Below are 20,373 nucleotides of genomic sequence, written 5' to 3'. Positions count from 1 at the left end.
TGAACACCGATGGGTTCTTCGATGACGCAGTTCCGAGCGCGACGCACGTGGCTGGTTCTCGGCGTCGTTGTCGCGGTCATCGCTCTCGCCGGATCCGGGCTGCTCAGCCCACGAACTTCGGTTCTGGTGGACGATATCGCCCAGCTCGTCGGCGGAGCCACCGCAACTGCGGTCTGTTGGTGGACGTCGCGGCGCTATCACGGCGTCGAGCGTCGTTGGCGAACTCTGATGGCTCTGGGTATGGCCGGCTGGACTCTCGGGATGTTCTTCTGGGCGTTCTACCGCTCGGTTCTCCACGTTCCACTTCCGTCGCCGTCGATCGCGGACATCGGTTTCTTCATGTTCCCGGTGTTCGCCGTGCCGGCGCTTCTGTCGTTGGTGCGTCAGTCGCCCCGGCGTGAGGCGATCGGTCCGATCCATCTCTGGCTCGTGCTGACGCTCGACGGTCTTGTCGTTGTCGGTGGATTGTTCATCCTCACGTGGACAACGGCCCTGGGCGCCGTCGTTCATACCGGTCCGACGGGATCTCTCGGGTTTCTTGTCGCGGTGATGTATCCGATCACCGACTTCGTTCTGATCGCCATGGTCTTGCTGATGGTCATCGGACCGAAGGCCGTAGCAGAGATCCGTGAACCGCTGACGTTCCTCGGGTGCGGGTTGGTGATGCTCTCCCTTTCGGACAGCCTGTACGCGTACTTGGTGGCGATCGGCGCCGAGAGTATGCCGACCATCGCCGATGCCGGGTTCATCGCGGGGCCGCCGTTGATCGCCTTGGCGGCGCTGACGAAGCGAACCGAGCCTCGGAACCGCAACGCGCCGCAGCAGTGGCGAAGCGATCGGACTCAGTTGCTGCTGCCGTATCTGTTGATCGCGGTGATCGCGACGATCGTGACTGTTCAGGCGCTGATCGTCGGCAACCTCGATGCCGTGGTCGTGATACTCGGCGTCGGCGTGTTGGTTCTCGCGCTGGTGCGCCAAATACTCACGCTCCTCGAGAACGACGCGCTCCTTCAACAGATCTCCGCTGCCCAGGACGAGCTGAGGTACCGAGCACATCACGACCCACTCACCGAGCTTGCAAACCGGGCCGCGTTCGACGAACACTTTGCGAGCGCCATCGACGACTATCGCCAGACGAACTCCGATTGGGTGCTGATGCTTGTCGATCTGGACGACTTCAAACAGATCAACGATCGATACGGGCACCCGGCCGGCGACCGGTTACTGGTTGCTCTCACAGCACGTCTGCGCGAAGCGGTTCCCGAGGGTGCGTTTGTCGCCCGATTCGGTGGCGACGAGTTCACAGTGCTCCTGCAGGGCACGATCGACGACGCCGTCGTCGTGGCTCGCCGGATCGTCGACGCGCTCAGGTCCGATCAGACTGCAGACACATCGGTGTCGGTGGGTGCGAGCGTTGGTGTCGCGCATTTCGAGTCCGCGCAGTTCGAGTTCGGGGACGAACCGCTCAGCGCGCACACTCTTCTTCGCCAGGCCGATGCGGCGATGTACGAGGCGAAGAGAAGTGGGAAGGGCGCGGTCGTTGTCTACGGCGACCGTCGCAAATGGTTATCGCCGTAGTAGTGCGAAAATCGTTGCCGGTGAACCCGATCCGGCCTTGTTGATCGCACCACCGACAAGGATGCTAGCCCCGGTGGTTGGCAGGGCGGCAAGATTGTTCAAGTTCTCCAGGCTGATTCGATGCTTGTCGTACAGGATTGTCGAGACGGGGTAGGTTTCGTCGTTTCCGAGGTCGGGACCGAACGTGTCGGTTCCCAATGCTCCGCGGGTGCCCAAACGGCCGGTGTCTATCAGCCACCGCGCCGCGTCCACCGAGAAGCCGGGCTGGTGGGTGACGCCCTCGGCATCGGAGTTGGCATATTCTTCGCTACCCCAGCGCGATTCCCACCCGGTCCAGAGAACTACGGCCGCTCCATCGGGGATCTTGCCGTTGCGCGTTTCCCATTCCTGCAGGTCCGCGACCGTGAGCGCATAGTCCGAATCGGCGGCAGCCTTGTCCCGGATGTCGATCTTCACTGCGGGGAGGAAGAGGTCCGCCGGATCGAGTTGGTCGGCTGTGAGGCCGCCTTCCTGGAAGTGTGCGGGTGCGCCCCAATGCGTGCCCGTGTGCTCACCTTCCTTGACGTACTGGAGGTAGTAGCCGTCGTTTGCGATGGTGGCCGCTGTGTCGAGAGTGAACTCGGGGTCGCCTGGAAAAACCGGCGTCGTCGCCGGGTCGTTCACGTGTGAGAGCGAAACAACCGACAACTGTTCGTTCAACGGGCTTGTTGCGTCTTGACTGCTTCCGGAACTGCTACCCATGTCGATCACCTGAGGTCCCGCTACCAGCGCCAGACCTGTGGCTGCGCGCTGAAGTAACTGCCGTCGTTTCATCGATCCCCCGCCAATTTGTCCGAATTGAGAGTGTTGCAATCACTTTCGCTCCTTGAACACTAGGACAGAACCTTAGGCTGCTGCGGACCACGACGACCACTCCACATCGCGGACAGCTATCACCTGTCCGTGCGGTCGGTGATCTACGTACTGCGGATACTTTGCGGCCAAAGCATCGATCGCGCTCTCGGACTCCTTGGTGCCCGGGTCGAGAACCTCCGCATGTCCGTCGACGCGGACCCACCAGAGCGCGGACCAGTCGTCGTCGTAATGATCGACCAGCAGGCTTGCGCGCCCCGTCTCGGTGATGTTCCGGAGCCTGCGAAGAGCGGTCGTGGTTTTCGGTTTGTGGTCGACACAGGAATAGACGGTGCCGCCGACCAAGACGAATACCAGCGGCACGATGTGCGGAACGCCGGCCGCATCTGCCGTTGCCAGGTGAGCCACCCGCGCGGCTTCAAATCGTGCTCTCGGGTCGTCCATATTCACAGCGTAAGGGGATCAAGGGTTGCCGCGAGCCGCTGCTGACGGAACAGTGGTCTCATGGAACCGGATGAAGCGCTTCGGGAGATCGCCTACTGGCTCGAACGATCACGCGCTGAAACGCACCGCGTCAAGGCCTATCGCCGAGCTGCGGAGGTCTTTTCAGGATTGTCCGACGAGCAGAAGGAGTCTCGCCGGAAAGCCGACAGTTGGAAGGCCCTCACCGGCATCGGGCCGAAGACTGCCACGATTATCGCTCAGTCGTACGACGGCATCCCCGAGTATCTCGAGGAACTGCGGGGGCAGGCTGAGCCCATCGGCGACAGCCCATTGCGACAAGCGCTGCGCGGCGACCTCCACACCCACTCCGACTGGTCCGATGGTGGAAGCCCCATCGAAGAAATGATGCGACGCGCAGCAGCACTCGGCCATGACTACTGCGCCCTCACCGACCATTCGCCTCGCCTCACAGTTGCCAACGGGCTGTCCGCGGAGCGCCTACGGTCTCAACTCGACGTGATAGCCGGGTTGAATGCCGAACTGGCTCCCTTCCGCATCCTCACGGGAATCGAGGTGGACATCCTCGAGGACGGTTCACTCGACCAGGATCCCGATCTGCTCGACGAACTCGACATCGTGGTGGCGAGCGTCCACTCCAAGCTGCGGTCCGAACGCGAGGCGATGACCCGCAGAATGCTTGCTGCAGTGCAAAATCCGCGTGTCGATATTCTCGGACACTGCACCGGGCGTCTTGTCGAGGGTGCTCGCGGAACCCGGCCCGAGTCGCAGTTCGACGCGGAGAAAGTGTTCGAGGCCTGCCGCGAATCAGGCACAGCCGTTGAGATCAATTCCCGACCGGAGCGTCGTGACCCGCCTTCGCGTTTGATCGAGTTGGCCCGCGATCTCGATTGTCTTTTCTCCATCGATACCGACGCCCATGCCCCCGGTCAGTTGGCTTGGCAGGGCTACGGCTGTGACCGGGCCGAAAAGTGCGGCGTCGAAGCGGATCGGGTGATCAATACTTGGACCGCCGAAGATCTTTTGGAGTGGGCAGGCAATTGAGAGCACGCCGGAATGGGTCACCGAGGCGTTTGCTCGGTGACCTCCGGGTTCAGAGTCGTGTGGTGGAGCGGCGGGGTTTCCGGTCGGGGTCGATGCCCGGTGGTGGGATGAACCAGGGCAGGTGATCGGTGCCCATTCGGATTTCCCATTGTCCGGTGAATCCGGGTTTTCGGTGCATCAGGGTGTGGTGGGTTCGGCAGAGCAGGACCAGGTTGTCCATGACGGTTGGTCCTCCTTTGGCCCAGTGTTTGATGTGGTGGGCGTCGGTCCAGGCGGGGACGCAGTCGCAACCGGGGAAGGCGCAGCCTTTGTCGCGGGCGATCAGGGCGGTGCGTTGTGCTGCGGTGACAAGCCTTTTGAGTGGGGTGACGTCGAGTGGGGCACCGTTTTCGTCGAGGAGGACGCTGGAGAGCATGCAGTCGCAGGCGATCATGCGGGTGCGGCCGACGCTCAGTGGTCCCATCCAGGGCATGTGGCCGACATCGAGATCTTGTTTGTCGAGATCGTGAAAGTCGAGATCGAGCATGCCGGGATCGTCGTCCTCGGAGGGGACAGGTGTTGAGCCATCACCCGTTGTGGCGCATTCACGGTGGTAGGCCAGGTCTTTGGCGTTGATGTGCACGTTCAGGTGTGGGCGTTGGCCGCCGTCGATGCCGGTGGCAGCGTTGTCGAGGTAGCGCCGGATGAGTTCTGCCATGGCGTCTGCGTTGCGTGTGGCGGCGGGTCGTTTGTCGGGTGTGCCGTCTTCGGCGGGGGTGGGCATGGAGAGGTTGGAGAGGGCGGAGAGAAGCATTTCGCCGGTCACTCCGTCGAAATCGCCTCGGACGGCGACTCTTCCGTTGAGGGTGGGGGAGATGCGCAGTTCGTTGCGGTCGGTGTCTTCGCTTGGTGGTGGGTCGTCGGATTCGAACATGTGCTCGAGGACGCTGATGGCGTAGCGCAGTTTGACGGTGGTTGCTTCGGTTCCGGATGCTGCGGCGAGGAGTGTGTCGCGGCAGTACGGTAGTGCGGCGTCGGGCATTGCCTTGGGTGGGGATTCGCAGAACGCCACGATCAGTGCTGCGTGCTCGAAAGTGAGGTCACCGGCATCGAATTGGTCTTCGATCTCGGGAAACGACCGTAGCGCTTTTCCCAGGGCTGCGATTCTTCTGCCGGTGGAGATCTGCAGCATGGTGTGGTTCGCGAGCCATTGTCCGGTGCCGCGGTAGCAGAGTACTTGTTCGTCCGCGTTCAACGTCAGGGTGTCGACGGCGGCCACTCGAATGGCTTCCAGGCGAAGGATTTCCGCTGACGCGGTGATGGCGATCTCGCGGACGTCGCTGGGGTGAAGCCGCCACAATCGTCCGCGCACACCCACGGCGGAGCTGTTGACCACGTCGGTGACAGCATCTTCGGTGATGTTGATCGTCATGAGAACCCCCCGTTCTACCTTCCATCATACTCGAACATACTTTCGAGTCAAGGGCGTTTTCGGGAAGGTGAGGTGGGCCCGGCCGTCGTGATTCTGTTGTTCGAGAGCAGATTCCGTCGCTAGAGCATCAGCGCCGGATCTGTAGTCAGTTCGATGTTCAGCCACGGTTCGTAGGGGAGATCGGCGAGGCTGGTGGCGAACGAGCGTCGTACTGCGTCTTCACCGTCGATGTCCCAGCTGTGTGGCGCGACCATGAACGTCGCTTCGACATACAGCTTGCGACCCACCTTGCTCATGGTGAGAGTCGGTTCGTCCAAGCCGAATTCGTCGCGGACGACGGCGATGGCATCGTGCACGCGGGCCTGAACGTTTTCGCCGGGAGCACCTTCGAGGAGTTCGATCAGTGCGGTTCGCAGAAGTGCGTACGGTTGCGGGACCAGCATCGCGCAGCCGAGGAGGACCAAGACGGAGTCGACATATCGGTCGGCGTCGGAGAAATCGGTGCGGCCCAGGATCATTGCGACGACAGCACCGACTGCGACCAGCGCGCTGAAGGCAGTCGACGCTCCCCATTGCCTGGCTTCGGCGACGAGCAGATCAGATGTGCGGTCGACTTGTCGGACGTAGCGCCAGATGATGATCGACACCACCGCGCTGACAGCGCCGTATGCCACCAGAGACCCCGCGGTGACGTCGGCTCCGCCCGCGAGGATGACACGAACTGCCTCGACTGCAGCGTAGGCGAGCGTCGCCAGTAATGCCATGCCCTGGACAGCGATGACGACCGGGATCAATGCCTCCTTACCGAACGGGAAGCGTGCGGTGGGGCCCGAGTCGGCTATCCGCGAGACCCGCAGTGAGAGCGCCGTCAACACCATTCCGATGAGGGCGTACACACCGTCGAGCAGGATCACCTGGGACTGCGAGATCCAGCCCCAGAATGCGGCGAGCACAGCCAACGCCGTTGCGACCACGAGCGAGTACCGCAGGGCCTTGCGTTCGCGGGTAGCGCTGTCTTCCTTGGTGCCCATGAATTCCAAACCGCCTGTCCGTTTCGATATTCCTCCACGTAGGAATACCAGCAACGACGCGCAGGCACGGGATCAGTGGACCAATTGCGCTGCCAGATCGAGAAAGTCCTCGGCGTTGATGTCGAACTCGTCGGAGAAGGACACATCGGGATTGCCCCTGGCTCCGAATTCGAGTGGTCGAGCTATGAAGGCTGTGCGGAATCCGAGAGCTTTGGCCGCCCGGATGTCATATTTGTGACTGGCAACCATCATGATCTCGGCCGGGTCGTACCCGAGATATCGAGCAGCCAGGTGGTAGATCTTCGGATCTGGTTTGAAGACGCCGGCCATTTCGGCAGTGAAGACGGCATGCCATGGCAGATTTCCGTGCCGGGAGATGCTGACTCCGGCATTCACGTCGGCGTTGGACAAGGCAGCGATTGTGTACTGCTGGCGCAGGGTTGTCAGGCCGGCGACAGTGTCGGGCCACGGGTCCAGGAATTTCCAGGCGGTGGTGAGTTCTTCCTGTTCGGCATCGGAAAGTTCGATGCTCTCGCGGGCCAACAGCTTGCGCAGAGCCTCGCGGTACACCGAATGTACTGTCACCCATTCGCCTGTGGAATCGTCGGCCTCGGAGGTGTTCGCGAAGTACTCAGCGCGCCAGAGATTGACGAATCTTGGCCAGTCCACGTCGGCGTCGGTGATTCGACGGGCCTCTCGGCACAGTGTGCTGTGAAAATCGGTCGCTGTGCCCTGGACGTCGAACAGCAGTGCTTTGATCTTCTCGCGCACTAGGCCTCCACTCCGAGATCACCCGACGGACTTCCTTCATTATTGCGGCTGCAGCGCCGGATTCGTGCTCGGTGAGCGCAAAGGCTCGACGCGTCGCAAAATAGACATCTATGGCCGACCGCGGATTTACCCCGACTCAGCTCGCCGCCCGAGCTGCCTACTTGCTGCGCGGAAACGACCTGGGCACGATGACCAGCGCTGCCCCGAAGCTGTATCCCCACATGTGGAGCTGGGACGCCGCGTTCGTGGCGGTAGGTCTGGCGCCGCTCAGCGTCGAACGGGCGGTAGTAGAGCTCGATACCTTGCTCTCGGCTCAGTGGAAGAACGGAATGATTCCGCACATCGTGTTCGCGAACGGTGTCGACGGCTACTTCCCCGGACCGACGCGGTGGGATGTCAATGCGTTGGCAGCGCATGCTCCTTTGGGTACCGCTACATCGGGAATCACCCAACCCCCCGTTCACGCGATCGCGGTGCAGCGGATTCTCGATCATTCGCGTCGGCACGGACGTACGACGCGTGCGGTCGCGGAAGAGTTCCTCGACCGGCGCTGGAGCGATCTGGTTCGGTGGCACCGGTGGTTGGCGGAGGCCCGCGATCTCGACGGCAACGGCCGTATCGCGCTCTATCACGGGTGGGAATCTGGGATGGACAACTCTCCGCGTTGGGATCTGGCGTACGCGAATGTTGTTGCGGGACAAGTGCCTGCGTATCAGCGTGCTGATCTCGCTGTGGTGACGGACCTGTCTCAGCGGCCCACGGATAACGAATACGACCGCTACCTTTGGCTTCTCGAAGAGATGAAGGCCGTGCGGTACGAGGATTCTCAACTCGCCACTGCCATGAGTTTTGCCGTCGAGGACGTGTTTGTCAGTGCGGTTTTCTCGATGGCATGCGACGTCTTGGCAACTATCGGTGAGGAGCATTCGCGGCCGAACTCCGACGTCCGTGATCTGCGCGGTTGGGCAGATCGATTCCGGCAGGGCGTGATTGCCACCACCGATGAACGATCAGGTGCAGCAAAGGATTTCGATCTTCGCACCGGGCGATGGGTTCATACCGAAACCATCGCGATGTTTGCGCCGTTGCTGTGCGGCGGCCTGAGCCGCGATGCCGAGCGCGCTCTGTTGCGCACTTTCGAGGGGCCCAAATTCTGTGGTCACCCGGACATGCGGTTTGCTGTCCCACCGTCGACGTCTCCGGTTTCCGGCGATTTCCGTCCTCGGGAGTATTGGCGTGGCCCGGTGTGGCCGGTGATCACGTGGTTGTTCTCGTGGGCCTTCGCGCGTCGGGGGTGGGCCGAGAGATCGCACGTCTTGCGTTCGGAGGGGTTGCGGCAGGCCAGCGATGGCAGTTTTGCCGAATACTACGAGCCTTTCACCGGTGAGCCGCTGGGCAGTATGCAACAGTCGTGGACCGCTGCGGCTGTTCTCGATTGGCTCGGTTGAGTGAACATTCCCTGAATTAGGGGACAAAACGGACTAGTCGACCTTAGTCTCGGGAAATGGTCGAGCGACGGATCGTCAGGACACTGGGCAAGCTCACCCCGATCGCGATGGCAGCTGCCATCGCGATCACGGCACCTGGCCTCGCCGCTGCCGACGCTCCCCGCGGCCCGGACGTCTCTTCGTGGCAGCACGTGGACGGAACCGGAATCGACTGGTTCCAGGTCAAGGCGTCAGGGCACGAGTTCGCGATGGTCAAGGCCACCGAGTCGCTCAACTACGTCAATCCGTACTTCATCCAGGATTGCCTGGTCATGCGTGCTGCCGGCGTCTCGCGCGGGGCCTACCACTACGCAGACGTTCGCCAGTCCCCCGAAGCCCAGGCCGCCTTCTATTCGGCGATCGTCCTGGGTATCAACGGACCTGGTGACCTCCCGCCCGTTCTGGATCTCGAGGACGCGAAGGGACTGCCCGCCGGGCAGGTCATCGACTGGACTCATCGCTACTTGAATACAGTCCAGGCACTTACCGGGCGGCAGCCCATCATTTACACGTATCCCAACTTCTGGCGTACTCAGATGGCCAACACCACCGAGTTCAACCACTACCCGCTGTGGATCGCCGATTACAACGGGCAGAACGCACCGGGGCCGCTACCCGGCGGTTGGTCCAACTGGACTTTCTGGCAGTACACCAGCACCGGACGCATCCCCGGAATCACCGGAAACACTGATATCAACGTCTACAGCGGAGCCCAGGGCGATTTCGATCGCTACGCCAACAGTGTGGGGTTCGGCAGCAGCTAGTTTGCGGCGGGGCCCTTGGCTCCGTGGTGCCCGGTTCGGGCCCTTTCGCCCTCGATGCATTTGCCTCGAGGCACGCGGAAGGGCCCTTTTTGGCACTCTTGTGACGCTTGGCTGGTTAGTCCGGTTGTTGCTCGTCAGTTACGAGAATTCTGCCGGGCGGTAGCCACGGTCGCTGAACTTTCGACTAGCTGAGCAGGATCAGAAAATAGCTATGGCAGAAAATGAGCAGAACTGCTCTGCCTGAAAAGCTACAAAACGGACTTGAAGTTGGGTTTGAATCGAAGGCGGCCGCCCGGTTTCGGGCGAAGTTGGTGCCTCGCAATCCAATTATCGGAGCCTCGGGATGCTTCGTTACCGGCAGCCGTCGCTGAGTGTGGTCTGGATCAATTCGATCAATTTCGACGTGCTCGCACGGGTCATCGGACTCCATTCAGGACGGGGTTTCCGACCGTCGTTCGAGGGTCTGTGGCGCATCCAACAGGCCTTATCCATATTGGGCATTTGTCCAGATTCCGTACCTTCCTTGAGGTTGGTCGTCACCCGATCTGGTCAGCGGAAACATTGAATGTCATCGCGTTCGCCGCGGTGCCGCACTCCGAGGGCTGAATTGTCCGCTCGGACAACACTGCTCCTCGAAGCTTGTCCGATCTACGAACAAAAACGTCGATCGGTCTGCTTTGTCCGACTTTCGATGGGCAAGCTCCCGGTTATCTGTTATCTTGTTCCTGATAACTGGAAGGTTGCTCTCGATTTGCGCGGATTTCGAGGGCCAAGGTCCTGTTCAGGGCGGCTCTTCCAACACGCAGGTGTTTCCGAAGAGGAGCTCGAATGACAGGACCGGCAACAGCGTCCGGTGTGAGGTCGATCAGCCGAAAACAGGCGCATCGACCCGAACCAACCGATCAACCGGGAGTTCGCGCCAGCGCTCTCGCATCTCCGTCCATCGAACATCGATCAGGCACATCCTGGGGAGTAAGAAATGCCTAACGACATACCGCCGACAAGGTCGGCCATATTCACCGCAGGGCTCCCGCCCTGGGTGCGAGCGTGGACGGTGGTATGGACCGCCATCGCGATGATTCTCGGTATCTCCGGCGCGACGGCAGTGGTTGCGTCAGCGCAGCCGGCCGCGACGCTCGGCGGCCCCGTTCAGGCTCAGGCGCCGGCTCGCGCCGCTGTTCTTCCGGATGAACAGCCTGCAAAAGGCTGCGCATTCAGCGCCCCCGGCACCGGTCCGTTCTCGCAGAACATCTGCTGGATCGATATGTCGACGCTCGATGCGGCAACGGCTGCTTCTGCGGCAGGGCAGTCGATGGAAATCCAGCTCACCGACGGTTACAAGATCAACTTCAAGGCTTTCCTCACCGACTCGGTAGCGGGAAAGACACACCAGGGGATCGAAACGAAGGCATTTCCCACGTTGCACTATGCAGCGTTGGGAACTTCCGCGTACACGGGTGTGCCGACGACGATCAAGCCGGCGATCTACCAAACCTCAGCCACCGCTGGTCAGTCCGGTGGAACAGTCTCGCTGAAGAACATCGTGATGACGGGGCCGAATGGCGCCGTCAACAACTACGGGCTCGTAGCAGCCGACGCCGAGTCGACAGACGCGAATATCAATACTACGAACGACCGTGAATTCCTCACTTTCAATTCGGACAAGCCTCTACGGCAGATCGCACGTACCGTCGGTGACGACAGTGATCCTGCCTACCCCGGAATTCGGGCCTGTGACGGTGGGCTGACGGGTATGCCAGCCAATACCGTCCGATGCGATTCGTGGAACAACGTCAATGGCCAGGGGCGCACGCCCGGAACGCTGGTCGTTGCATCGACTGCTCCGACAAGTTTCGCAGCCACTTTCGGAAATACCGTTCAGGCGACCTCGCGTCAGGGCCTGGCGTTCGGTGTGCTGCTGTCGAAGGTCAAGATCGACAAGGACCTCACGCGCGTCACCCCCGGTGACGATTTCACTATCGGCATGAGCACCGGACACCACGCTGATGCAGGCGCCGCTGCAGCAACCGAGATCAAGAGCACCACGACCGGTGCGACTGATACGACGGCATCGACTGGCTGGCGGACGCTCCTCGCAGATACCACGCCCACCCCTGTCACGTTCTGGGAGAAGCCAACTACCTCGGCGACCAAGACCGCGAACTATGCGACATCGTGGGATTGCCAGGTAAACGGCGTGACCCAGGCCCTCAGGGTCGGTGACGTTGCGCAGGCCGCACTTACACCGGGTGACAACGTGTATTGCAAGGTCAAGAACACCCCGGTTCTCGTGAAGAAGTCGTCGTCACCACCTACCGGTGAGACGGTCAATATCGGCCAATCAATCACCTACACTCTGAATTTCGAGAATCCGGGCACTGCGCCGGCAACGATCGACTACACGGACTACCTCGCCGACGTCATTGATGACGGAACAGTTGCGGTCGGTGCTGCAACCGGCGGACTCACCGCCGCATTGAACGGCGCCGACAAGATCAAGGTCGGCGGCACCTTGCCGGCCGGCGGCAAGGGGACAGTCACATACACCGTCACTGTCAAAGACGGCGGCAACAAAGTTCTGAACAACTATCTGGTTCCGGGGACTACAACTCCCCCCACAACATGTGATCCTGCAACCAATCTCTGCACGACGCATCCCATGCCTGGTTTCACGCTGACCAAGACGGCTGATCCGGTTTCCGGTTCGACGGTTCAGGCCGGCGACACCATTACGTACACCGTCACCGGTGCCAACACCGGCAGGACGGCCCTGACTCCCGCGACGATCACCGATGATCTGAGTGCGGTTCTCAACAATGCTGCTGTCGTTCCGGGCTCGCTGAAGGCGACCATCGACGGTGCTCCTGTTGCTGCTCCGACTCTTTCGGGCAGCACTTTGTCGTGGTCCGCGAATCTCCCGGCCGGTAAGTCTGTTGTTCTGACATACCAGGTGAAGGTCAATGCCGGCGTTGCCGCGGGAACGGTTCTGAACAACAAAGTCACCGGTACTGCGAAGCCGCCGACCGGTCCGGACATCACTCCTCCTCCGGTGGAAACGAATCACTCGGTTCCAGGTTTTACGCTGGCGAAGACTGCCGATCCGATCTCCGGTTCGACGGTTCAGGCCGGCGAGTCGATCAAGTACACCGTCACCGGCACCAACACCGGCAAGACGAAGCTTGATCCGGTACAGATCAATGACGATCTGGGTGCGGTCCTCAATAATGCTGCTGTCGTTCCTGGTTCGCTGAAGGCGACCATTGACGGAGCTTCCGTGGCTGTTCCGACTTTGTCGGGTACGACGCTCTCGTGGACTGGCGTTCTCGAAGCCGGCAAGTCGGTTGTCCTGACCTACGAGGTGAAGGTCAACGACGGTGTCGCTGCGGGTACGGTCTTGAACAACAAGGTCACGGGTACTGCGAAGCCGCCGACCGGTCCGGATATCACTCCGCCGCCGGTTGAGACGAATCACTCGGTTCCCGGTTTCACTGTCGCGAAGACTGCGGATCCTGCGTCGGGTACCGGCGTCAATGCTGGTCAGACGATCACGTATACGGTGACCGGTACGAACACCGGTAAGACGACGCTCAATCCTGTTGTGTTGACTGATGATTTATCGAAGGTTCTCGACAACGCGACGTTGGTGGACGGTTCGCTCAAGGCGACAGTCGACGGTGCTGCTGCCGCTGCTCCGACGCTCTCGGGGACGGCGCTCTCGTGGACTGGCGTTCTCGAGGCCGGTAAGTCGGTTGTTCTGACCTACCAGGTCAAGGTCAATGCCGGTGTTGCCGGTGGCACGTTGATCAACAACAAGGTCACCGGTACTGCGAAGCCGCCGACGGGTCCGGAGATCACTCCTCCGCCGGTGACGACGGAGCATCCGGTTCTGTCTCCGAAGATTGCTGTGGTGAAGTCTTCTGATCCGGTGTCGGGTTCGAATGTTGTTGCCGGTCAGGACATCAAGTACACGCTTTCGTTCTCGAACACCGGTAACGGTGCGGGTGAGGTGGCGTACTTCGATGATTTGCGTCAGGTTGTGGACAAGGGTGCATTGAGTGGTTTGGCTGCTGATGCTCCGTTGGTTGCGACGATGGTCGGCAGTGATGGTTTCTCGGTGACGGGGACCTTGGCGGCCGGCGAAACGAAGACGGTGACGTATTCGGTGAAGGTCAATGCCGATGTGGTCGGTGGGGTGTTCGTGAACAACTTCGTTGTTCCGGGGACGACTCCTCCGGTTGATCCTCCGGAGGTGTGTGATCCGGTGACGCAGCTGTGCACGACGCATCCGGTGAAGGTTCCGGGGTTCACGGTCGCGAAGGCTGCGGATCCGGTGTCGGGCACCAATGTTGCTGCTGGTCAGACGATCACGTACACCGTGACGGGTGCGAACACGGGTAACACGACTCTTGATCCGGTGGTGTTGACCGATGATCTGTCGAAGGTTCTCGACAACGCGACGTTGGTGGACGGTTCGCTCAAGGCGACTGTTGACGGTGTCGACGGTGCTGCTCCGACCCTGTCGGGCACCACGCTCACCTGGACCGGTGCATTGGAAGCTGGTAAGTCGGTTGTTCTGACCTACCAGGTGAAGATCAATGCCGGTGTTGCCGGTGGCACGTTGATCAACAACAAGGTCACCGGTACTGCGAAGCCGCCGACGGGTCCGGAGATCACTCCTCCGCCGGTGACGACGGAGCATCCGGTTCTGTCTCCGAAGATTGCTGTGGTGAAGTCTTCTGATCCGGTGTCGGGTTCGAATGTTGTTGCCGGTCAGGACATCAAGTACACGCTCACGTTCACGAACACCGGTAACGGTGCGGGTGAGGTGGCGCACTTCGATGATCTGCGTGGTCTGCTCGATGATGCTGATCTGGTTGCGGGCAGCTTGAGTGCTGATGCTCCGTTGACTGCTGCGATGGTCGGCACGGATGGTTTCTCGGTGACGGGATCCCTTGCGGCCGGTGAGAGCAAGACGGTGACGTACACCGTCACGGTCAAGGCTGATGCCGATCGCGTTGCGGCGAATGCCGACAACACGGTGCTCAACTTCGTTGTTCCGGGGACGACTCCTCCGGTTGATCCTCCGGAGGTGTGTGATCCGGCGACGCAGCTGTGCACGACGCATCCGGTGAAGGTTCCGGGGTTCACTGTCGCGAAGGCTGCGGATCCTGCGTCGGGTACCGGCGTCAATGCTGGTCAGACGATCACGTATACGGTGACGGGTGCGAATACGGGTAACACGACTCTTGATCCGGTGGTGTTGACCGATGATCTGTCGAAGGTTCTCGACAACGCGACGTTGGTGGACGGTTCGCTCAAGGCGACTGTCGACGGTGTCGACGGTGCTGCTCCGACCCTGTCGGGCACCACGCTCACCTGGACCGGTGCATTGGAAGCCGGTAAGTCGGTTGTCCTGACCTACCAGGTGAAGATCAACGATGGTGTTGCCGGCGGGGTTCTGATCAACAACAAGGTCACCGGTACTGCGAAGCCGCCGACCGGTCCGGAGATCACTCCTCCGCCGGTGACGACCGAGCATCCGGTGGATGGCACACCCGCGATCGAGGTACTGAAGTCCTCTGTTCCGTCCACCACGAACCGTGTGGTTGGCGGCCAGGAGATCACGTACACGCTCACGTTCAAGAATGTGGGCACCGCGGATGGTGAGGTCAGCTTCTACGACGATCTCACCGACGTTCTCGACGATGCAGTAATGACGAAGGATCCGGCTACCACTTCCACGCTGGTTGTTTCGGGTGTCGTCGACAACGTCTTCACGGTCACCGGAAAGCTGGCCAAGGGCGAGACCGCGACAGTGACGTACACCGTCAAGGTCAATCCTGAGATCGGAACGTTGTCAGGTCCCGGATTCACTCCGGGTGTCCTGAACAACTACCTGGTGGTTGGTGGCGAGAACCCGCCAGTGGACTGTGTCCCGGGCGACGCTCTCTGCACCGAACACCCGATAGACCCGCCGGAGACCACCACTACGGTGCCGCCGACGACCACCACGACGCCGCCGGTCACGACGGAGCCCTGTGTTCCTCCGACGACGACCACGCGGATGGTTCCGACGACAACGGTTGCGACGACGACGGCTAGCGCGATCACTGCCGGTGACGCTGATGTGACCGGTACGGAGGAATCCACCACCACGGAGGAGACCACCACAGAGGAGACCACGACAGAAGAAGTTGTCGCGGAGGAGATTGTGGATCCGTGTGGCGTGACGACAACGACGCCGCCGACGACAACGCCGCCGGTCACGACAGTTCCGCCGACCACGACGGTTCCGAACACGACGGTGCCGGTTACACCGACGATCATCATTCCCCCGATCGTCGTTGTGCCTCCGATCGTTGTACCGCCTACGGTTCCGGGTCAGCCGGTTCCGAGCACGGTTCCGGGACAGCCGAAGCCGCCGACAGCAAACCCGGGTCAGCCGGGTCAGCCGAAGCCGTCTGCTCCTCAGGGCGGGACGATCAACTCGGGTGGTGGCGCTGGTGAGAGTGGCGTGAACACCGGGTTGCTCGCAGCAGGTGGATTGGTTCTGCTGCTGGCGCTGGGAACGGGTGTTGTTCTCCTGACGCGTAAGCGTCGCGAGGACGGTGACAACTGATTCTCTTGAGAATCTGAGGTAAACGACGTGGGGCAGATCGCAGAGTATGCGATCTGCCCCACGTCGTTTTCATGTGTGTTACGAGCCGAGCCGAGATCCGTCCTTCTTCCAGGCTGCAACTACCGACGGGCGAGGCTGGGAAGAACCACCGTCTGGCCAATGGGATGCGGGGCTTTCGATGCTGGCGTCGTCGGTCTCGCCGGGGTGCTGGACGCAGACGATGACGCGCTTCTCGTCCACGATGGGGCCGCAGGTTTCGGCGCCGACGGGAACGGTGAGGAACTGCTTTGTCTCACCGCGGTTTTCGCCTTCGAGAACAACGCTGAACAGTCCGTCGTTGGACTTGAGTGCGTTGCCGTCGGTGGAGATCCACAGATTGCCGTGCGGGTCGAAGGCAAGGTTGTCCGGGCATGAGATGGGGCTGACCTTGCTCTTGTCGAACCCGCCGAAGTAAGTATCGGCTGTGGCCGGATCTCCGCAGACGAGAAGAAGATTCCAGCCGAAGGTGGTGCCGGCGTGGTCGTCGGTGATTTCGAGGACCTGGCCGTTCTTGTTGTTGTTGCGCGGGTTCGCCTCGTCGGCCGCGGCGCCACCGTCGACTCCGCGCTTGGTGTTGTTGGTCAGTGCGACGTAAACCTTGCCGCTCTTCGGGTTTGCCTCGAAGTCCTCGGGGCGGTCCATCTTCGTTGCCCCGACCTTGTCACCGGCTTGGCGGGTGAAGACGGCGACCTCTTCGGCACTCATGCCGTCGACCAGCGATTCGCCCTTGCCGTCTTCGCCGGTGCGCAGGATGGCTACCCACTCGCCGGTTCCGTCGAACTTGCCGTCCGACGGAAGTTTGCCGCTGCCGTCGATCTCGCCGGCGGAGTTTCCGCTGAGCTTTGCGACGTACAGTGTTCCGGCGTCGAGCAGAGTCATGTTGTGGCGCATGGCTGCTTGACTCTTGCCGTCCTGCATCTTTCGGCTGGAGACGAACTTGTACATGTAGTCGAAGCGCTCGTCGTCGCCGCTGTAGGCGACGACGGTGCCGTCCGCCGTGATGTAAATGGTGGCGGCTTCGTGCTTGAAACGTCCGAGCGCTGTGTGCTTGATCGGAGTCGACGACGGATCCCAGGGATCGATCTCGACGACGTATCCGAATCGGTTGACCTCGTTGGGTTCTGCGACCAGATCGAACCGCTTGTCGAAGCGTTCCCACTTGCGCTCGGAAGCGGCGCCGGCAAGACCGTAGCGCTTCAGTCGCGCTGCGACCGTGGGATCGGTGACACCCTCGGCGTTCGCGAAGTACTGGTTGAAGTTCTCTTCGCCGGAAAGCACTGTGCCCCAAGGTGTGACGCCGCCGGCGCAATTGTTGAGGGTGCCGAGCACTTTGGTTCCCGTGGGATCGGCACTCGTCTTGAGGAAGTCGCTGCCTGCAGCGGGGCCGGTCACGACAAATTCCGTGGTTCCGGTGATGCGGCGGTTGTTCGATCCGATCTCCGGTACGAGCTTGCCGTTGTCGGATTCGCCCTTGACCTGGACGACCGACAGTCCGTGGCTGGCGAGGCCGATCTTGAACTGCTCCTCGGTCGGGTTCTCCGCATCGTAGCCGCGGAACATCGCCGGCTCGGTGGAGTATTCGTGATTGACCACGAGTAGGTAGGTGTTGGGCTGCCCGTCGACCGGGAGCAATCCGGCGAAGTCGTTGTTGAATCCGAACTGCAGTTCCTGCGCTGCCGCAGTCTGCTTGTCGAAGTCGAAAGCCGGGGCGCCGGCGAGAACGGCGTCACCCCAGCGAATCACGACGGCTTGATCGTATCCGTCAGGGACGGTGACCTTGTCTTCCTTGTTGGGCGCGACGGCGCCGAAGTTCGTCCCCGCTGGTGTCGATCCGCTGCTGCTGCCGCTCGTCGAACCGGTTCCCGGTTCCGCACTTGCGGATTCGTCCGAACACGCGACGAGGGCGCTGCCCGCTCCCACCGCGAGCACTGCCATGCCGCTGCCCCGGAGCAAGCCGCGACGACTCAGCGCTGTGCGTGCGATGTCGCGGAAGTACTCGCCGCCCGAGGTGTTGGGGACCTCGTGAGAGCACGCGTTTCCGCACTTGTACTGGCAGGTGATCGACGCGCGTGCAGACACGCCGTCGTGTTTGACGAACAAGGCCAAAGGCTTGATAGCCACCGTGAACTCCCGAGATTCGATGTACGGACTTCGGGAACCGTAGAAGCTCGAAGCAAGGGTAAAGGAACGTAAAAATGAACGGCAAAACAACGAGGTGACCCTTACCCGCGGTTTACGACGCGTCCCCGCGGGGACGTCGCATGACATTTGTCATCGCTGATCCGTGACGGTGTCACCGCAGGTGATGACGCTGTGCACTGTTTTCGGCTCTGACTTCCCGCGAAGCTTGGATGCATGAGAGAACCACATGAGGGAAGCCTCCTGACGGACCTGATGGACATCGGACCCGCACCCACGATGGGCCGCGAACTTGTAGTGATCGTGGTGAACATCGCGATCGTCGGAGTGGTGTTCGCGATCATCGGCTCCAATCCGGTGTTCTGGATCCTTGTTGCCGCTCTCGCTGTCTATGCGGGTATTCGATTCGCGATCGGACTGCGCGGCTGGAACCAAGCGGAGGCGCAGCGATGAAGGGCGATCCCGTGATCGACGTAGTCGGAATGTCGCGGCGTTACGGCTCCGGTAAGGAGGCGTTCGATGCTGTTCGCAATCTGGATCTGAGTGTTCAGGAAGGCGAGCTGTTCGGCCTCCTCGGAACCAATGGTGCCGGCAAGACATCCACCCTCGAAGTGATTCAGGGTCTTTCACGAGCCAGTGCCGGAACGGTGCGCGTTCTGGGCATGGATCCGGTGCGCAACCGCAAGCAGATTCGCCCGTCGCTTGGCATCATGCTCCAGAAGGGTGGCTTGCCCCAAGACCTGACTGCTCGTGAGAGTTTGGCGATGTGGGCCGGAACCTGCTCGAATCCGCTGCCCGTGGACGAGGTGCTCGAGCGCGTGGACATGCGTGACCGTGGTGATACCCGCGTGAAGTTCCTCTCGGGAGGTGAGGCGCGGCGACTGGATCTGGCGTGCGCGATCATCGGCCGGCCACTCGTCCTGTTTCTCGACGAGCCGACTACTGGTTTGGATCCCGAAAGTCGACGTAACACTTGGCAATTGATCGCTGACTTGAAAGCGTCGGGCGTCACCATCATGTTGACGACGCATTACCTGGACGAAGCCGAGTCCCTGTGCGACCAGTTGGCGATCATGCACCGAGGATCGGTGGTGCGCAGCGGAACCGTGGCGGACGTCGTCGCGGATCATCCTGCCCAGATCAAACTGCACCGTCCCGGTCTTCCGCTCCCGGCCCTGGCCGGCGCCGAGGTACGCGTCGAAAACGATCTGGTGGTGATCACCACTCGCACAGTGCAGGAGACGCTGACGGAACTGCTGCTGTGGGCACAGCACAACAACATCCTGCTGACCGGCCTGGATGCCCGCGCGGCATCCCTGGAGACCGTATTCCTCTCCATTGCAGACCAATTCGATCATCACGCAACTCTCGAAGGAGCGTCGGCATGAACCGCATAGCAACCCTGTCTCGTTCGGAGTTCACGCTCCTGGGACGAAATCGACTGTTGCTCTTCAACGCAATCGTCCTCCCGTTGATCTTTCCCGTGGGGATGCTGTACCTGTCGCGCGATGGCGGGTTGTCCGACAAGTCGGTGTCGGCAGGCCTCGAGGTGTTTGCACTCTTCCTGCTCGTGTTCGTGGTCTTCTACAACCTCCTGTCGGTGTACGCGACGCGTCGTGACGAGTTGGTTCTCAAGCGACTACGGACAGGGGAATGCAGCGACGCCGAGATCCTCGCGGGCCCGGCAGTGCCGTCGTGGGTTCTCACCGGCCTGTTGACGGTGGTGATCGGAATCGCCGTGATGGTTCTGGGCGGTAGTGCTCCGGTCAATCCGGTCCTGGTGCTGGTCGCGGTGATCGGCGGCGCCGCGCTCTTCACGGCGCTGGCGTTGATCACTTCGGCTGTCACGCGAAATGCAGAGGCGGCGCAGATCACCTGCATGCCGATTCTGATTCTGGCGACGGCAGGTATGTCCTCGATCAGGAATGTCGTGCCGGACAACGTTGCTCGCATTCTCGATTTCACTCCGCTGGCCGCAGTAGTGGACCTTCTCAATCTCGGATGGCTGGGGCGGACCACTGGCGAACTGGCTGATCTGGGCGATGCGCCCGGTGCGGCAGCGGGATTTGTCGACACCTTCGGTTCGGCTGCGCAACCGCTGTTGGTCATGCTGGCGTGGATCGTCGGTTCGGTTCTGATCGCGAACGTCCACTTCCGCTGGGAACCGCGTTCGTAG

14 protein-coding genes are annotated in these 20,373 nt (G+C 61.3%); 8 read left to right on the top strand and 6 right to left on the bottom strand.

Annotated elements, in window-relative coordinates; translation table 11 throughout:
• The first annotated feature begins 21 nt into the window (after nt 1–21).
• The gene (locus EHW12_RS29615; protein ID WP_063315366.1) at nt 22–1,578 is read left to right on the top strand and encodes a GGDEF domain-containing protein; all 1,557 of its coding nucleotides are present in this window, start codon (nt 22–24) and stop codon (nt 1,576–1,578) included.
• Here the strand turns inward: EHW12_RS29615 and EHW12_RS29610 are convergent.
• Complete coding sequence (locus EHW12_RS29610) at nt 1,567–2,319, bottom strand: cyclase family protein (RefSeq protein WP_172403480.1); 753 nt, start codon at nt 2,317–2,319, stop codon at nt 1,567–1,569. The two genes, EHW12_RS29615 and EHW12_RS29610, sit on opposite strands and share 12 nt — an antisense overlap.
• A 144-nt stretch (nt 2,320–2,463) precedes the next feature.
• The gene (locus EHW12_RS29605) at nt 2,464–2,880 is read right to left on the bottom strand and encodes a TIGR03668 family PPOX class F420-dependent oxidoreductase (protein ID WP_003942513.1); all 417 of its coding nucleotides are present in this window, start codon (nt 2,878–2,880) and stop codon (nt 2,464–2,466) included.
• Nucleotides 2,881–2,934: 54 nt separating this feature from the next.
• Here EHW12_RS29605 and EHW12_RS29600 point away from each other — a divergent pair, with 54 nt between their 5' ends.
• The gene (locus tag EHW12_RS29600) at nt 2,935–3,936 is read left to right on the top strand and encodes a PHP domain-containing protein (protein ID WP_058227445.1); all 1,002 of its coding nucleotides are present in this window, start codon (nt 2,935–2,937) and stop codon (nt 3,934–3,936) included.
• Nucleotides 3,937–3,985: 49 nt separating this feature from the next.
• Here EHW12_RS29600 and EHW12_RS29595 read toward each other — a convergent pair whose 3' ends face one another.
• The 3 genes from EHW12_RS29595 to EHW12_RS29585 form a co-directional block, all read right to left on the bottom strand.
• Nucleotides 3,986–5,347, bottom strand: coding sequence for an HNH endonuclease signature motif containing protein (locus tag EHW12_RS29595; RefSeq protein ID WP_125052463.1), 1,362 nt, complete (start codon nt 5,345–5,347; stop codon nt 3,986–3,988).
• A 119-nt stretch (nt 5,348–5,466) separates the two neighbouring features.
• On the bottom strand, nt 5,467–6,378 hold the full coding sequence (locus tag EHW12_RS29590; protein ID WP_058228554.1) for a cation transporter: 912 nt from the start codon (nt 6,376–6,378) through the stop codon (nt 5,467–5,469).
• 72 nt (nt 6,379–6,450) lie between these two features.
• A complete protein-coding gene (locus EHW12_RS29585) occupies nt 6,451–7,149 on the bottom strand; it encodes a haloacid dehalogenase type II (protein WP_058228553.1) in 699 nt (232 codons plus the stop codon).
• 110 nt (nt 7,150–7,259) lie between these two features.
• On the opposite strand from EHW12_RS29585, the gene EHW12_RS29580 reads away from it, so the two are divergent.
• The 3 genes from EHW12_RS29580 to EHW12_RS29570 all read left to right on the top strand — a co-directional run bounded on the left by EHW12_RS29580 (nt 7,260) and on the right by EHW12_RS29570 (nt 16,019).
• Complete coding sequence (locus EHW12_RS29580) at nt 7,260–8,597, top strand: glycogen debranching protein (RefSeq protein WP_042449890.1); 1,338 nt, start codon at nt 7,260–7,262, stop codon at nt 8,595–8,597.
• A gap of 56 nt (nt 8,598–8,653) precedes the next feature.
• Complete coding sequence (locus EHW12_RS29575; protein ID WP_003942452.1) at nt 8,654–9,400, top strand: glycoside hydrolase family 25 protein; 747 nt, start codon at nt 8,654–8,656, stop codon at nt 9,398–9,400.
• Nucleotides 9,401–10,379: 979 nt separating this feature from the next.
• Entirely contained in the window at nt 10,380–16,019 is a 5,640-nt protein-coding gene (locus EHW12_RS29570; RefSeq protein WP_241199077.1) for an isopeptide-forming domain-containing fimbrial protein, read from the top strand.
• A 78-nt stretch (nt 16,020–16,097) separates the two neighbouring features.
• Here the strand turns inward: EHW12_RS29570 and EHW12_RS29565 are convergent, their stop codons facing one another.
• The gene (locus EHW12_RS29565) at nt 16,098–18,179 is read right to left on the bottom strand and encodes a PhoX family phosphatase (RefSeq protein WP_042450656.1); all 2,082 of its coding nucleotides are present in this window, start codon (nt 18,177–18,179) and stop codon (nt 16,098–16,100) included.
• Between the two features lie 234 nt (nt 18,180–18,413).
• Between EHW12_RS29565 and EHW12_RS29560 the strand changes: the two genes are divergently transcribed.
• The 3 genes from EHW12_RS29560 to EHW12_RS29550 are packed head-to-tail and all read left to right on the top strand — an operon-like array spanning nt 18,414 to nt 20,373.
• Nucleotides 18,414–18,650: a hypothetical protein gene (locus EHW12_RS29560; RefSeq protein ID WP_230793183.1), complete on the top strand. Its 237-nt coding sequence runs from the start codon at nt 18,414–18,416 to the stop codon at nt 18,648–18,650.
• Nucleotides 18,647–19,585: an ABC transporter ATP-binding protein gene (locus tag EHW12_RS29555; protein WP_003945975.1), complete on the top strand. Its 939-nt coding sequence runs from the start codon at nt 18,647–18,649 to the stop codon at nt 19,583–19,585. The genes EHW12_RS29560 and EHW12_RS29555 overlap by 4 nt, the downstream gene beginning before the upstream one ends.
• Entirely contained in the window at nt 19,582–20,373 is a 792-nt protein-coding gene (locus EHW12_RS29550; RefSeq protein WP_003946064.1) for an ABC transporter permease, read from the top strand. The genes EHW12_RS29555 and EHW12_RS29550 overlap by 4 nt, the downstream gene beginning before the upstream one ends.

It is taken from the genome of Rhodococcus sp. NJ-530 (genome assembly GCF_003860625.1).
Lineage (GTDB): Bacteria > Actinomycetota > Actinomycetes > Mycobacteriales > Mycobacteriaceae > Rhodococcus_F > Rhodococcus_F qingshengii.
The sequence above is the reverse complement of the archived record's forward strand: the minus strand, read 5'-3'. Positions and strand labels throughout refer to the sequence as shown.